Here is a 15,500-nt window from a genome sequence, read left to right on the forward strand (position 1 = left end):
ATATCGCTAAATTAATTTGGTAGTCAGTTCTTTCATGCACTTGCGCGGCGAGGCTCCCTCATAAAGCACCCGGTAGACCATGTCGGCGATGGGCATATCGACCCGGTGGCGGGAGTTGATATGGCGGATGCAGTCGGCGGCGAAATAGCCTTCGGCGACCATCGTCATCTCGTTCAGGGCGCTCTTGACCGTGCACCCGTGGCCGATCAGCAGCCCCAGCCGGCGGTTGCGGCTGTAAACCGAATAGCAGGTCACCAGCAGGTCGCCCAGGTAGGCCGAAACCTGCGTGTTACGCTCGTCGGGATAGCTCTCTTCGAGGAAACGCGTCATCTCGCCCGCCGAATTGGCGATCAGCACAGCGAGGAAATTGTCGCCGTAGCCCAGGCCGACGGCGATGCCGACCGAAAGAGCGTAGATATTCTTGAGAATAGCACCGTATTCGATACCGTAGAGGTCGGTCGAATAGCTGAGGCGGACGTTGTCGCCGGCGAACTTTTCGCCGATGCGCCGTGCGTTTTCGGGGTCCGTACAGACGACCGTGAGGTAGGAAAGCTTGCCGCGCGAAACCTCCTCGGCGTGCGAAGGTCCGGTCACCAGCCCGATCTGTTTGTACGACAACTCGTAACGGTCGTGGATATATTCCACGACGGTCTGGTAGTCGCCCGGGACGATGCCCTTGATGGCCGAGACGATGAATTTATCGCGCAACGGAACGCTCAGCGGGGAGAGGAAATCCTTGAGATAAGCCGAAGGGGTCGCCAGGATTACAATGTCGGCGCCGCGCACCACGGCATCGAGGTCGGAGGAGGGTGCGATGCAGTCGCGGTCGAATTCCAAATCGCTCAGGTAGCGCGGATTGCGCCCTTCTGCGAGCAATGATTCGAGGACCTCGGGATTGCGGACATACCACCCTACGCGCTGCCCGGCAGCCGCAAGCAGTCCGACGATAGCCGTCGCCCAGCTTCCATAGCCGATGACCGCACAGCGGGCTTCGGTTCCGATTTTATATTCCATGCGGAGATTCAGTTTTTCCAGCACAAATGTAATTAAAAAAAATTAGAATAAAATACAAAAATTTCCGGGGCTTTTTAGTACCTTTGTCCGGATATGTCATCCGCCGGGACCCGAAGCGGCGCTGCGGATAGGTATTCGATTGAAAATAAAGCATTTCACAAAATAGAACAGTTGGGTGTAGGAGTATGGGAATTTTTTCGCTGACACAGGAGCTGGCCATCGACCTCGGAACGGCCAATACGCTGATAATTTACAACGGCAAGGTTGTCGTCGACGAACCTTCGATCGTGGCTTTGGACGTGCACACAGGCAAACTCGTGGCCATCGGCCAGCAGGCCCGCCAGATGCACGAGAAAACCAATCCGAACATTAAAACGATCCGTCCGCTGAAGGACGGCGTGATCGCCGATTTCAACGCCACGGAGCTGATGCTGCGCGGCATGATCAAAAAAGTCAAGACCTCGGGCAGCCTCTTCGCCCCCTCGCTGCGCATGGTGATCTGCATTCCTTCGGGCTCGACGAACGTCGAAATACGTGCCGTACGCGACTCGGCCGAGCACGCCGGAGGCCGCGAGGTCTACATGATTTACGAACCGATGGCCGCAGCGCTCGGCGCAGGCCTCGATGTCGAGGCCCCCGAAGGCAACATGGTCATCGACATCGGCGGCGGCACGACGGAGATCGCCTGCATTTCGCTGGGCGGCATCGTCTGCTCGGAGTCGATCAACACCGCAGGCGATGTCTTCACCAACGACATCCAAAGCTACGTCCGCCAGCAGCACAACATCCGTATCGGCGAACGCACGGCCGAGGCGATCAAATGTTCGATCGGCGCCGCCGTTTCGGATTTGGAGCAGGAACCCGAAGATTTCGTCGTGACGGGCCCCAACATGCTCACGGCACTGCCGCAAACCGTATCGCTCTCGTACAGCGAAATCGCCTACGCACTGGAGAAATCGCTCACGAAGATCGACGCAGCGCTGATGAAGGTGCTGGAATCCATGCCGCCCGAGCTTTACGCCGACATCGTGAAGAACGGCATCTACCTCGCCGGCGGCGGTGCGCTGATCAAGGGCCTCGACCGGAGGCTGAACGAGAAGACCGGCATTCCGTTCCACATCGCCGAGGACCCGCTGCGGGCCATTGCACGCGGAACGGGCATCGCGCTGAAGAACATCAACCGCTTCTCCTTCCTGATGAAATAGTTTTCGGATTCAGGGAAGACCGATTGACGAATATTTTGAATAGAACGATTGCGGGCCCCGGTCCGCAATCTTAAATTAACAAGGGACTTTGCGCAAGCTGTTCGAGTTCATACGAAGCGTCTACGTCGTAGTGCTGTTCGTGGCGCTGGAGGTCGCGGCCATCAGCTACTACGCCCACTCCACGTACTATACCCAGGCGCGGCTGCTGGCCCGGTCGAACCAGGTGGCCGGCGGCATGCACGGACTCTTTGCAGGCGTGCGCCGTTATTTCACCCTGGGACGCGAAAACCGCCTGCTGCTGGGGCGCGTGGCGCAGCTCGAAGAGCGCCTCGCCCAATACGAAGAAGCCGGGACTAAAGCGCGGCTGGACAGCTACATGCAGGACATCGGCGAATCGAAATACCATTTTGCGACGGCGTCGGTCGTGGCCAACACGATCAACCGGACGCAGAACCTCATCACGCTCAACCGCGGCCGCAAGGACGGCGTCATGGAAGAGATGGCCGTTCTCTCGTCCGACGGCGCGATGGCCGGCTATATCGTCGATTGCACGGAGCGTTATTCGGTGGCCATGTCGGTGCTGAACACTTCGTTCCGCGCCAGCGGCAAAATCGCCGACACCGAGTATTACGGCTCGATCTACTGGGACGGGCTCGACCAGGATATCGTTATTCTCGGCGAACTGTCGAAATATGCCGATCCGCAGCCCGGACAGGAGGTCGTGACCACCGGATTCTCGCAGTATTTCCCCGCCGACGTGTTGATCGGCTGGGTCGAGAGCGCCTCGCTCAACGAAACCCGCACGGCCTACACGGTGCGCGTACGGCTCGCGGCAGAAATGTCGCGGCTGGGCGAAGTCGTACTGGTCGGCAACCGCGACCTCTATGAAATCCGCAACCTGCAACAAAGCGAACAAATCGAACAACACACCCGGCCCGAATAAATGCATCGCACACTACCATACCTCGGACTTTTTGCGGCGGCAGTGCTGCTTCAGGTTTTCCTGTTCGACAACCTGACGATCAGCATTTACCTCAACCCGCTCATATACATCGTCTTCATCGCCCTGCTGCCGCTCGACACGCCGCCCGTAGCGGTGCTGGGAGCCGGGCTGGCGCTGGGCGTCACGATGGACTTCGCCATGGGGGCCGCCGGAATCAACACGATCGCAACGCTGCTGATCGCCTTCCTGCGCCCGACCCTCGCCGGGATGATCTGCGGCCGTGACAACGTCCGCGAAGGAGGCATTCCCTCCCCGGCACGCCTGGGCCAGCGCAAATTCATCACCTACCTCGTGGTGCTGACGCTCGTGCACCACATCGTCTTCTTCTGGCTGGAGACCCTCTCGCTGGCCCACGTACTCCACATGCTGCTGCGCATCGTCGTCAGCACGGCGGTATCGGCGGCCTTCATCTGGATCATCGCCCGCATCTTCACCGCGAAAATTCCCGTGCGCATATGAGCAGTTCCGAGAGTTTCATGCGGATGCGGACCCTCCAGGTCGTCGTCCTGCTGATCTTCGCGCTGATCGTCGGCCGGCTGGCTTACATCCAGCTCTTCGATTCGCGCTACAACGAACTGGCCCGCGCAAACGTACTGCGCCACGTGGTGCAATACCCGCCGCGCGGCGAGGTCTTCGACCGCAACGGGGAATACCTGGTACAGAGCCGCGAGTGCTACGACCTGATGGTCATATCGAGCGAAATCGGCAAACAGGGATTCGACACGACCCGCATGTGCGAAGTGCTGGGACTTTCGCGCGCCAAACTCGAACGCGAACTGGCCAACGCCCGGATGCGGCCGCGGGCGGCGCGTCTGGTGACAAGCTACATCTCCAAAGAGGACAAGCTGCGCTTCGACGAATGCAACTTCCGGGGCTTCTACACCGTCTACCGCACCGTGCGCCAATACCCGCGCGAAGTGGGCGGCAACCTGCTGGGCTACGTGAGCGAAGTGAACCCCGACTACCTGAAACGCAATCCGGAGTACAAAACGGGCGACTACGTGGGCATGAGCGGCGTGGAATCGGCCTACGAGCCGCAGCTCAGGGGGCGCAAAGGGGTCAAGATACAGGAGATCGACACCCACGGAGCGATCAAAGGCTCCTACATGAACGGACGTTACGACTCGGTCCCCGAACCGGGACGTTACCTGATAAGCACCATCGATGCCCGGCTCCAGTTGCTGGGCGAGGAACTCATGCGCGGCAAAGTCGGCGCTGCGGTGGCCATCGAACCGGCGACGGGCGAAATCCTGATGATGGTCTCCTCGCCGACGTACGACCCCGACGAACTGGTGGGCCGCGAGCGGGGCAACAACTACATGAAGATGCTCTACAACAAGCGCAAGCCGCTGTTCAACCGCGCCGTGAAAGCCAAATATCCCCCGGGATCGACGTTCAAGCTCGTGCAGGGACTGATCGGCCTGCAGGAAGGGGTGCTCCGGCCTTCGGACATGCACTCCTGCCACATGGGCTACCAGGCAGGCCGCCTGAAGATGGCCTGTCACGCCCACGCCTCGCCGCTCGACCTGCGTTTTGCCGTGGCGACCTCGTGCAACGCCTACTTCTGCTACGTTTTCCGCGACATCCTCGACAACCCCAAATACGGAAGCGTGAAAGAGGGTTACGATGTCTGGAAAGAATATGTCGAGAGTTTCGGATTCGGCCGCAAGCTGGGTTCGGACTTCCTCGACGAAGGCAACGGCTACGTGCCCGACCGGGCCTACTACGACCGCCAGTACCGGGGTTCGTGGAATTCGCTGACGGTGCTGTCGCTCTCGATCGGGCAGGATGCGCTGGGATGCACTCCGCTGCAGCTGGCCAACCTCGCGTGTATCGTCGCCAACAGGGGCTATTACTACATCCCGCACATCGTGAAGAAGATCGAAGGCCGGGATTCGCTCGACGCCCGTTTCTACGAACGCCACTACACGAAGGTCGACGCCAAACACTTCGAACCGATCGTCGAAGGCATGTGGCGCGGCGTGAACGTCGGGGGAACCTCGACCCGCGCCCGGCTCGACGGATGGGATGTCTGCGGCAAAACCGGAACGGCCGAGAACCCGCGCGGACGCGACCACTCGACATTCCTCTCGTTCGCTCCGAAGGACAACCCGAAGATCGCCATCTCGGTCTACGTCGAGAACGGCGGGTTCGGCGCTTCGTCGGCCCTGCCGATCGCCAGCCTGCTGGAAGAGTACTACCTGACCGACACGATCCGCCGGCCCGAACTGGTGGAATACATCAAGAACGCACCCATTTATTACCCCGCCTATGACAAGTAACCGACATAGCGGCATCTTTTACGGGGTGGACCTCTGGACCGTCCTGCTCTACGTGCTGATCGTCGTGGCGGGATGGATCTCGATCACCTCGGCATCGTACGACGACAGCACGGCCGACCTGTTCTCCTTCTCGCACTTCTACATGAAGCAGTTGATGTGGATCGGCGTGGCGTGGGTCACGGCCCTCATCGTGCTGCTGCTCGACGAACGCTTCTACCACATGTTCGCCTACCCGGCCTACCTGGGCGGCATCGCACTGCTCGCCGCTGCGCTGCTGTTCGGCCGCGAAGTCAACGGCGCAAAGGCGTGGTTCGAGTTCGGTTCGTTCCGCGTGCAGCCCGTCGAATTCGCCAAGATCGCCACGGCACTGGCCCTGGCCCGCGTGATGAGTGAATACTCCTTCTCGATCAACCGCGCCAACGACCTTTTCAAGGTCGCCGTCGTGATCTGCATCCCGCTCTTTATCATCGTCCTGCAAAACGACACCGGTTCGGGCATCGTGCTGGGGTCGTTCCTCTTCGTGCTCTACCGCGAAGGACTGAACAAATGGCTCTGCATCCCGGTGCTGCTGATCGCCGGACTGTTCATCGTTTCGTTCCTGCTCTCGCCGATGACGCTGCTCGTGACACTGATCCTGGTCTGCACGCTCTCGGAGGCGATGATGAACGGACAATGGCGCTCGCGCCTCGTGTTCCTGGCCGCGCTGATGCTGTCGAGCATCCTGCTGTGCCTGGCGATGGCATTCATCGCCCCGGGGACACTCGACCTCTACCACAGCCTGCTCACGATGACCCTGCTGGGGGTGGTTTTCGTCGCGGCCTACGCCTATCGTTCGAACCTTGCGAATATCTTCATCACGCTGGGGCTGTTCGTCGGCTCGCTGATCTTCCTGCCCACCACCGACTACATCTTCAACTCGATCCTCAAACAGCACCAGCGCGACCGTATCTTGAGTTTCCTGGGCATCATCAGCGATCCGCTCGGAACCGACTACAACGTCAACCAGGCCAAAATCGCCATCGGATCGGGCAACTTCTGGGGCAAAGGCTTCCTCGAAGGAACCCAGATCAAATACGGATTCGTCCCCGAAAAACACACCGACTTCATCTTCTGCACCGTGGGCGAAGAGTGGGGTTTCGCGGGTTCGGTCGTGGTGCTGACGCTGCTGTGCCTGCTGATCCTGCGCCTGATGCGCATGGGCGAGCGGCAGCAGGAGCCCTTCGGGCGCATCTACTGTTACTGCGTGGCGGCAATCCTGCTGTTCCACGTGCTGGTCAACGTGGGCATGACCATCGGCCTGATGCCCGTGATGGGCATTCCGCTCCCGTTCATGAGCTACGGCGGTTCGTCGCTGATCGCCTTTACCATCCTGCTGTTCATCGCCGTAAGGCTCGACGCCTCGACACGGCAGTTTTCCGTGCAGAAAATCTAACCCTCACACATGATACACTACAATCCCAAGGGCCTGACCTCTCAGGAAGTCGACGAAAGCCGCCAGCGTCACGGCGACAACGTCATCACCCCGCCGAAGGACGATTCGGTCTGGCGTCTGCTGCTTGAAAAGTTCCGCGACCCGATCATCCGCATCCTGCTGCTGGCCGCCGTGCTGTCGCTGGCCATCGGATTCATCCACAAAGACTTTACCGAGTCCGTAGGCATCATCTGCGCCATCATCCTCGCCACATGCGTCGGATTCTGGTTCGAATGGGACGCCCAGCGGCGTTTCCGGCGGCTCAACCAGGTCAACGACGATATTCCCGTAAAGGTGATGCGCGAAGGTTCGATCCGCGAAATCCCGCGCCACGAAGTGGTTACGGGTGATGTGGTCTATATCGAAAGCGGCGAGACGATTCCGGCCGACGGCGAACTGGTCGAGGCGGTGTCGCTGAAGATCAACGAATCGACGCTCACGGGCGAACTCGAAGTGGACAAAACCGTCGACGAAGCCCATTTCGACGCCGAGGCGACCTATCCGTCGAACACCGTACTGCGGGGCACGACCGTGGCCGACGGCTACGGCGTAGCGGTCATAACGGCCGTGGGCGACTCGACCGAAGCCGGACGCGTCACGGAGCAGTCGACCGTACAGAGCGACGAACAGACGCCCCTCGACCGGCAACTGACGCGCCTTTCGCGCCTGATCGGCCGGCTGGGCATCATCCTTTCAGCGCTGATTTTCTGCGTGATGCTGGGCAAGGCGGTCTTCGTGGGCGGACTGCTCGACAGCGACTGGCTGACCATTTCGCAGCAGGTGCTCAACATCTTCATGGTCTCGGTAGCCATCATCGTCATGGCCGTGCCCGAAGGACTGCCGATGTCGATCACGCTGTCGCTGGCAATGTCCATGCGGCGGATGCTCAAGACCAATAACCTCGTACGAAAGATGCACGCCTGCGAAACGATGGGCGCCGTGACGGTCATCTGCACCGACAAGACCGGAACGCTCACCCAGAACCGCATGCACGTACAGGAGCTCATCCGCTACGACGCGCTTCCCGAACGGGAATTCGCCGAAGTCGTGGCGCTGAACACCACGGCGTTCCTCGACGCCGAGGGACACATTATCGGCAACCCCACGGAAGGGGCCCTGCTCGAATGGCTCCGTACCCAGGGCGAAGATTACGAACCGCTGCGCGCCGAAGCGAAGATCGTCGACCGGCTGACCTTCTCGACCGAACGCAAATACATGGCGACGATCGTCGAAAGCGGCATTTCGGGCCGCCGCATCCTCTGTGTAAAGGGCGCCCCGGAGATCGTACGCACGATGTGCGCCCCGGACGGAAAGGACACCCAGGTTGCCGAGCAACTCCTCGGCTTCCAAAGCCGCGCCATGCGTACGCTGGCCGTAGCATGGGCTGAAACCACGTCGGACGACTGCCTCGAAGCGGTCAAGGCGGGCGGATTGCATTTTGCTGCCGTGGCGGCCATTTCGGACCCGGTCCGCGAAGACGTTCCGGCCGCCGTGGGACGTTGCCTGCAAGCAGGAATCGGCGTAAAAATCGTCACGGGCGACACCCCGGCGACAGCGCGTGAGATCGCCCGCCAGATCGGGCTGTGGGACGACGCCGTGGACGGCGACCGCAACCACATCACCGGTACGGAGTTCGCCGCAATGAGCGACGAAGAGTTGCTCGAACGGGTGCAGGAGATCAAAATCATGTCCCGGGCCCGCCCGCTGGACAAACAACGCCTCGTACAATTGTTGCAGCAGCGGGGCGAGGTGGTGGCCGTGACGGGCGACGGCACGAACGACGCCCCGGCGCTCAATTTCGCCAACGTGGGGCTCTCGATGGGTTCGGGAACCTCCGTAGCGAAGGACGCTTCGGACATCACGCTGCTCGACGACTCGTTCGCCTCGATTGCAACGGCCGTCATGTGGGGACGTTCACTCTACCGCAACATCCAGCGGTTCGTGCTGTTCCAACTGACGATCAATTTCGCGGCCATCACCATCTGCTTCATCGGCGCGGTGTTCGGAACCGAAATGCCGCTGACCGTGGTGCAGATTCTCTGGGTAAACATCATCATGGACACCTTTGCGGCGATGGCAATGGCTTCGCTGCCGCCCAATCCCGAGGTAATGCGCGACAAACCCCGCCGGCGCGACGAATTCATCATCACCCCGGGCATGGCCCGCACGCTCTTCACGTGCGGCATGGTGATGGTGGTCGTACTGCTGGGTATGCTCTTCCGGTGGACGATCACACAGGGCGGACTCACGATCGGCCAGTTGACCGTATTCTTCTCGACATTCGTCTTCCTGCAATTCTGGAACATGTTCAACGCCAAAGGATTCGAGACACGCCATTCGGTCTTCACATGCCTCGGCGGCTGCCGCGAATTTTTCCTCATCCTCGCGGCCATCGGCGTAGGGCAGGTGCTGATCGTGGAGTTCGGAGGCGAGGTATTCCGCACCGAACCGCTCTCATGGACGCAATGGGCCGAAGTAATCGGTTTCACCTCGCTGCTGGCCATCGGTGGCGAAATCATCCGTGCAATCCGTAGAAAAAGGTAGTTCATTACATACATGCTCAAACGTCTTACCGCCGTCTGTCTGCTCTCGTTCGTGGGCCTGGGAGCGTGGGCGCAGCTGCCCGACAGCACGGACATGAGCGCCGGCGGTGCATTCCGCCAGCGCATCGACCGTCACACTTCGACCAAAGCCTACCGCATGCTCTTCATCGGCACACCGCTGATCGTGGGCGGCGTGGTGATGCAGGCTTACGACGCCGATTTCCGGCGCCTGCGCAACGGTTACAGCCGTTCGTTCCGCCAGAACTACGACGACTGGCTCCAGTACGCCCCGGCAGGGGCGATGGTCGCCTTGAAGGCCTGCGGGGTCAAGAGCCGCAGTTCGTGGGGCCGCATGCTGGTCTCCGACGCTTTTTCGGCAGGACTGATGACCATCGGGGTCAACTCGCTCAAATACTCCTGCCGCGTGATGCGCCCCGACGGGTCGTCGCGCAACTCTTTTCCCTCGGGACATACAGCCACAGCCTTCATGACCGCCACGATGCTCCACAAGGAGTACGGCCACCGCAGCCCGTGGTACAGCATCGGCGGCTACACCGTGGCAACCGTCACGGGCGTCACCCGCCAGCTCAACAACCGCCACTGGATGAGCGACATCATGGTCGGCGCGGGCATCGGCATCCTTGCCACGGAGTTGGGGTATTACCTTGCAGACCTGATTTTCAAGGAAAAAGGCCTCAACGTCACGGAAACCTATTCCATTTACGACCGTTACCGCCGCCCGTCGTTCCTCGGGTTCAGCCTCGGGTTCTCGACCGTTCCTGGAAGCTACACGCCCTATCCCGACATGCACATGCAGTTTCTTTCGGGTCCGGCCGTCTCGGTACAGGGAGCCTGGTTCGGATCGCCCTACTGGGGTGTCGGCGGGCGCATGTCGTGCACCAACCTGCGCATGAAGGTCAACGGCATAGCCCAGAACGACAACCTGGAGTGTGCGTCGATGTACGCCGGACCTTATTTCTCCTACCCCTTCTCGATGCGGTGGCTCGTGGGCGGCAAACTGCTCGGCGGATGCGAGATTTACAAACCGGCCCGCACGGACCTCCGAAGATTGGAAGGCCGGGCCGGATTCTCATTCGGAACAGGAGTGTCAACGACCTACCTCGCCACGCAGAATCTCGGCGTACGGTTTACGACCGATTACGACGTAGCGCCGCCCGTGGTGACATCGTCGCGCCAACGGCTCCACAAGCTCACCTTCAGTATGGAGGTCTGCGCCGTCTTTTAACCGAAAAAGGGCGGACCCGCGGGTCCGCCCTTCCTATTTATCCCGGTTCGTTTACAGGAACGCTTTCGTCTCCACAGCCATACGCAAGCTTTTGCCCGTAATGCCGTCCTTCACCAAAGCGGGAATCGTCACCCCGGAATAGACCGAAACGATACCGTCCTTCTGCGCACGGAGCCTCAGCTCCTTCTTCGTCATTTTTTCGACCACATAAGTGTTGTCCAACGGTGTTCCGTCGGTATACGTTCCCGAAAGCACCTGTCCGGCCTCCGGCACGGCGCTGATGGTGTAGGTCCCGGTATATTTAGCGTAGCCGAACGTCTTGATGCTCTGGTAGAGGGTGAACGTCCCGTCCTCGCCGAGCTGCAGGTAGACCGTGCCGGCCAAGGCATCGCCGCCTTTCCACTCTGTCAGCACCCAGCCGTCGTAGTTCGACTCGTCCTCACCGCCTTTATCGCTACTGCCGCAACCGCCGGCCAGCAGGGCCACAACGACGGCAGTTAAAATTTTCAGTCCAATTTTCATAGATACGGCCGCCCTGTTCCTGGTTTTCCGCAGGGACGGATTTACAAATATAGGAATTGGAATCCGAAAACCAAAGCCGGGCCGCAAAAATTCCCCGGCGGCATAAAACCAGCGATCCGTTGGCATAAAAAATGCACGTTCCGAACTACGGCTTTTCCCCGGATTAAAATTATGAAACTGCGTCTCGGCCTGATACTTTCGCTCTTCGTAGCATCGGCAGTCATCCTCGTCTGGCTGTACTACGCGGCGACGCGCGAACCCCGGACACCGAAAAGTTCGCCGTGGACCGAAACGCTCGCAGACCTCGACGCCTGCTGCCGCCGCAAACACGTCAAATCGGCACAGTACGACCATTTTGCAAACATTGCCGCCGACGAGGAGCGCCGCGAAGCCGAACGGCTGTTCCGGGCCATGGCCTTCTCCCAGCGCCTGCAGGAAAACAACTGTGCAACAGCGATCGTACATCTCGGAGGACACTACGCACCTCCGGGCAAAGTCGTCATCTTCGGGGGTGCGACCGACGGCAACCTCGACCGGAGTATCGATTACGAGCTCAAAAGCTACGGCGAGCGCCGCGGGGCGGACATCCGCCGTGCGATGGAGCGCGGCAACCGTTACGTGGCGCGGGTGCTGACCTGGGCATCGGCCGGCGACCGGCACAACATCGTCCTGCTGGAACGCTGCCGCCAACATGCCGCCAACCATTCGGACACATGCCGGTTCGCCGTCTGCCCGCTCTGCGGCAACCTCTATTCGTCGGAGTACGTCGACTACTACTGTCCCCACTGCCTGACGGACGACGGAAGGTTCGTTTGGTTCGAATAACTCCTTTTATCCCGCAAAACAACATTCACTACGACACAGGCCACAGAGCAGTTCGCAAGCCTGTTTTTGAATTCAGGCAAAGGAGTTTCGAGCATCGTAAAGAACGGGGCGGATGGATAGTACATGAGGTACACTCCATTCGCCCCGTTCAAGGGATGTGCGGAAATCTCCGCCTGCAATCGGGAACTACTCTTCGTCGGGCTCCTTCATCGTGTGGTAAACATTCACCACATCGTCGTCCTCTTCGAGTTTCTCGACCAGTTTCTCGACCGATTCGCGGCCTTCGGCGTCGAGTTCCTTCACGTCGGTCGGGATGCGTACCGATTCACCCGATACGATCTCGAAACCTTTGTCGTCGAGCCACTTCTGGATGGCGCCGAACGACTCGTAAGGAGCATAGACTGTGATGCCGTCCTCCTCGGGATAGAACTCGTCGACACCCAGGTCGATCATCTCCAACTCCAGTTCTTCGGGATCGACATCAGCCGCAGACTTGAACTTGAAGACGCATTTGTGGTCGAACATGAAGCCTACCGAACCGCTGTTGCCCAGCGTACCGCCGCACTTGTTGAAGTACATACGTACGTTGGCTACGGTACGGTTGGTGTTATCGGTAGCGGTTTCGACCAGGAACGCGATGCCGTTGGGACCGTATCCTTCGTAGATCACCTCCTTATAATCGGCGGCATCCTTCTCGGTGGCACGCTTGATGGCGCGCTCGACGTTCTCCTTCGGCATGTTCTCGGCCTTGGCATTCTGGATCAGAATACGCAGGCGGGTGTTGGCCGAAGCATCGGGACCTCCGGCCTTGACGGCGATTTCGATCTCTTTTCCCAGTTTGGTGAAGACACGGGCCATGTGACCCCAGCGTTTCATTTTTCGCGCTTTGCGATACTCAAAGGCTCTTCCCATACAATTATCGTTTTTTCGGTTTTTTCTTTCAGTGGTGCAAAGGTATAAAACAATTCAGAATTCATAATTAAGAATTCGCATTTTTTTGCCTATTTTTGTGCGAAACAAAAACAAGCGATCATGGAAATCAAAAGTCGTTTCGACCATTTCAACATCAATGTAACGGACCTCGAACGCAGCATCGCCTTTTACGACAAGGCACTCGGACTGAAGGAAGTGGGCCGCAAGCAGGCCTCCGACGGCTCGTTCACACTCATCTACCTGGGCGACGGGCAAACCCCGTTCCGACTGGAACTCACCTGGCTGCGCGACCACACCGAAGCCTACGAGCTGGGCGAGAACGAGAGCCACCTCTGCATGCGCGTGGCGGGCGACTACGACGACGTACGCGAATATCACCGCGCAATGGGCTGTATCTGCTACGAGAATCCCGACATGGGACTTTATTTCATCAACGACCCGGATGACTACTGGATCGAAATCTTACCTATAAATTAATCCGGTCATGCAGAAAGAAACCGAAATGCAGAAAGAGGCCGACGAAGCCGTGCGCGTAATGCGGGCGGGCGGGATCATCCTCTACCCCACCGACACGGTCTGGGGATTGGGATGCGACGCGACGAACGCCGCCGCCGTGGAGCGAATCTACCGCCTCAAGCGGAGCGAGAACAAAAAATCGATGCTCGTGCTGTGCGCTTCGGCCGACATGACCGTGCGCTACGTCAACAAAGCCCCGGGCATCGCCTTCGAGGTGATGGAAATGGCGACGAGTCCCCTGACTGCCATCCTGCCCGGAGCCGCAGGCGTCGCCGAAAACCTAATTCCCGACGAAGGGACGCTCGGCGTGCGCATCCCCGACCACGAATTCTGCCGCCGGATGCTCAAGGGACTCGGGAAACCGATCGTCTCGACCTCGGCCAACATCTCGGGCGAAGCGACGCCCGTGGGGTTGCAGGACGTGGACAAAGAGGTCGTCGACGGCGTGGATTTCGTCGTCAACCCCCGTTTCGAAGGCAAACCGACCCGCAAAGCCTCGTCGATCATCGCATTCGGCGAAGGCGGCGAGGTGAAAATCATCCGCGAATAAGATGGCGCGGACCCTCGAAACCCCCATCCAGAAACGCTTCTCGGATGTCGACCCCTTCCAGCATGTGAACAACGTTTCACAGCAGATGTATTTCGACGTAGGCAAGATGGAGTACTACGAAAAGGTGCTGGGCGCGGAGGTGCTGCTGGGCGACCTGCGGATTCTCACCGTTTCGACTTCGACCTCCTACCAGGGGCAGGTGCGGATGCACGACCCCGTGCGGGTGACGACCACCTGCGAAAAGGTGGGCACGAAGAGCCTGACGCTGTTTCAGCAGTTGCTGGTCGGCGGCGAGGTACGCAGCGAAAGCCGTTCGGTGATGGTCGTCTTCGACTTTGCCCGGCAGCAGAGCGAACCGGTTCCCGGCGCCTGGCGCGAACGGCTGCTGGCCGACTAGTGTTCCAGCCGCCCGTCGCTGCGCAGTTTCGGCAGCCCGTGGCGGACATAATATTTATAACCGACGACCACCAGGATAACGCCCGCAAAGATAAAGATCATCGCGGTGACGTTCGCCGCATCGAAATGCGCCTGCCCGCGCGTAATGGCCAGGATGCCCGCGATCACGGGCTGGATGTAGCGGTAAAGCGCCGTATGGACGGAGGTCAGCTTCTCCGTACCGCGGTAAAGCAGATACATCGGCAGGACCGTTCCCAGGATGATGATATAGGCCAGTTCGGCCTGCGCCTGCAACGGAAGCCGCAGGAACTGCACATGGTCGATGTATTTCCAGAAGAAGGGCGCCGTAACGGCCAGTCCGATGATGTAGTACCATCCCATGACGACCAGTGTGCCCAGTTTCTCCAATTGAGGCTTGATAATCACCGTATTGATGGCGATGGCCACCACGGCCACCAGCACGAACAGGTTCCCCTGCGCACGGCTGCCGTGGGTGAGCGAGAATCCGTCGCTGAAAATCAGGATTCCCGCACCGATAAGCGCGCAGACCACCCCCACGATACGCGCCTTGATGTATTTGCGCGGATGCATCAGGTGGTCCATGATCAGCGTCACGGCGGGGCCTAACGTGGCGATGACCGACGCATCGATGGGCGAAGTGTAGGACGATCCCCACAGCAGCATGTACATCCAGCCGTAGACGATCAGCAGCGTGACGATCAGAATATTGCCCGCATCGCGCCACGTGATGCGGTAGGAATAGCGCGAGAAGAGCGCAAAGGGAATGAAGAAAACCGCCGCCGAAAGCACTTGCAGCATGAAAATCTGCTGAAAGTCGAGGTAATTGCGCGTAAGCGAGACGTAGAACGAGAAATTCGCCCCGAAAAAGACGTTGGCAAAGACCAGATCGAGATTATAGCGCGTTTTACTCACAAAAGGCCTACGAGGCAATTATTGCACCAAATTTTACCGCCCGCCTAAGAGGCGGGTTTTA

General features: G+C 59.4%; 15 protein-coding genes. 11 read left to right on the plus strand and 4 right to left on the minus strand.

What is annotated here, in order from left to right; translation table 11 throughout:
- Nucleotides 1-6: 6 nt before the first annotated feature.
- Nucleotides 7-1,014 (minus strand): NAD(P)H-dependent glycerol-3-phosphate dehydrogenase, encoded by a 1,008-nt coding sequence (locus KG007_RS13200; protein WP_195461537.1) that lies wholly within the window; start codon nucleotides 1,012-1,014, stop codon nucleotides 7-9.
- 185 nt (nucleotides 1,015-1,199) lie between these two features.
- Here KG007_RS13200 and KG007_RS13205 point away from each other — a divergent pair, with 185 nt between their 5' ends.
- The 7 genes from KG007_RS13205 to KG007_RS13235 all read left to right on the plus strand — a co-directional run bounded on the left by KG007_RS13205 (nucleotide 1,200) and on the right by KG007_RS13235 (nucleotide 10,764).
- On the plus strand, nucleotides 1,200-2,219 hold the full coding sequence (locus tag KG007_RS13205; RefSeq protein ID WP_195461536.1) for a rod shape-determining protein: 1,020 nt from the start codon (nucleotides 1,200-1,202) through the stop codon (nucleotides 2,217-2,219).
- Nucleotides 2,220-2,307: 88 nt separating this feature from the next.
- Nucleotides 2,308-3,162: a rod shape-determining protein MreC gene (mreC, locus tag KG007_RS13210; protein ID WP_195461535.1), complete on the plus strand. Its 855-nt coding sequence runs from the start codon at nucleotides 2,308-2,310 to the stop codon at nucleotides 3,160-3,162.
- A complete protein-coding gene (locus KG007_RS13215; protein WP_195461534.1) occupies nucleotides 3,163-3,681 on the plus strand; it encodes a rod shape-determining protein MreD in 519 nt (172 codons plus the stop codon).
- Complete coding sequence (locus KG007_RS13220; RefSeq protein WP_213349519.1) at nucleotides 3,678-5,504, plus strand: peptidoglycan D,D-transpeptidase FtsI family protein; 1,827 nt, start codon at nucleotides 3,678-3,680, stop codon at nucleotides 5,502-5,504. The genes KG007_RS13215 and KG007_RS13220 overlap by 4 nt, the downstream gene beginning before the upstream one ends.
- A complete protein-coding gene (gene rodA, locus KG007_RS13225; protein WP_195461532.1) occupies nucleotides 5,494-6,936 on the plus strand; it encodes a rod shape-determining protein RodA in 1,443 nt (480 codons plus the stop codon). Before KG007_RS13220 ends, rodA begins: the two co-directional genes overlap by 11 nt.
- A gap of 9 nt (nucleotides 6,937-6,945) precedes the next feature.
- The gene (locus tag KG007_RS13230) at nucleotides 6,946-9,519 is read left to right on the plus strand and encodes a calcium-translocating P-type ATPase, PMCA-type (RefSeq protein ID WP_213349522.1); all 2,574 of its coding nucleotides are present in this window, start codon (nucleotides 6,946-6,948) and stop codon (nucleotides 9,517-9,519) included.
- Nucleotides 9,520-9,531: 12 nt separating this feature from the next.
- Nucleotides 9,532-10,764: a phosphatase PAP2 family protein gene (locus KG007_RS13235; RefSeq protein ID WP_195461530.1), complete on the plus strand. Its 1,233-nt coding sequence runs from the start codon at nucleotides 9,532-9,534 to the stop codon at nucleotides 10,762-10,764.
- Between the two features lie 51 nt (nucleotides 10,765-10,815).
- On the opposite strand, the gene KG007_RS13240 is transcribed toward KG007_RS13235, so the two are convergent.
- Nucleotides 10,816-11,286, minus strand: coding sequence for a hypothetical protein (locus tag KG007_RS13240; protein WP_213349524.1), 471 nt, complete (start codon nucleotides 11,284-11,286; stop codon nucleotides 10,816-10,818).
- Between the two features lie 171 nt (nucleotides 11,287-11,457).
- Between KG007_RS13240 and KG007_RS13245 the strand changes: the two genes are divergently transcribed.
- The gene (locus KG007_RS13245) at nucleotides 11,458-12,111 is read left to right on the plus strand and encodes a rubrerythrin family protein (protein ID WP_213349527.1); all 654 of its coding nucleotides are present in this window, start codon (nucleotides 11,458-11,460) and stop codon (nucleotides 12,109-12,111) included.
- 186 nt (nucleotides 12,112-12,297) lie between these two features.
- On the opposite strand, the gene KG007_RS13250 is transcribed toward KG007_RS13245, so the two are convergent.
- Nucleotides 12,298-13,023, minus strand: coding sequence for a YebC/PmpR family DNA-binding transcriptional regulator (locus KG007_RS13250; protein WP_213349530.1), 726 nt, complete (start codon nucleotides 13,021-13,023; stop codon nucleotides 12,298-12,300).
- A gap of 120 nt (nucleotides 13,024-13,143) precedes the next feature.
- Between KG007_RS13250 and KG007_RS13255 the strand changes: the two genes are divergently transcribed.
- From KG007_RS13255 to KG007_RS13265, 3 genes are read left to right on the plus strand one after another with little or no spacing between them, the layout of a single operon-like run.
- Nucleotides 13,144-13,521: a VOC family protein gene (locus tag KG007_RS13255; RefSeq protein WP_195461516.1), complete on the plus strand. Its 378-nt coding sequence runs from the start codon at nucleotides 13,144-13,146 to the stop codon at nucleotides 13,519-13,521.
- A gap of 7 nt (nucleotides 13,522-13,528) precedes the next feature.
- A complete protein-coding gene (locus KG007_RS13260) occupies nucleotides 13,529-14,110 on the plus strand; it encodes an L-threonylcarbamoyladenylate synthase (RefSeq protein WP_195461515.1) in 582 nt (193 codons plus the stop codon).
- 1 nt (nucleotide 14,111) lies between these two features.
- Nucleotides 14,112-14,507 carry an acyl-CoA thioesterase gene (locus KG007_RS13265; protein ID WP_213349533.1) on the plus strand — a complete coding sequence of 132 codons (396 nt, stop codon included), beginning with the start codon at nucleotides 14,112-14,114 and terminating at the stop codon, nucleotides 14,505-14,507.
- Here KG007_RS13265 and KG007_RS13270 read toward each other — a convergent pair.
- Entirely contained in the window at nucleotides 14,504-15,412 is a 909-nt protein-coding gene (locus KG007_RS13270; protein ID WP_213349615.1) for a DMT family transporter, read from the minus strand. The two genes, KG007_RS13265 and KG007_RS13270, sit on opposite strands and share 4 nt — an antisense overlap.
- Between the last annotated feature and the right edge of the window lie 88 nt (nucleotides 15,413-15,500).

The organism is Alistipes montrealensis (assembly GCF_018362775.1).
Classification (GTDB): Bacteria; Bacteroidota; Bacteroidia; order Bacteroidales; family Rikenellaceae; genus Alistipes; species Alistipes montrealensis.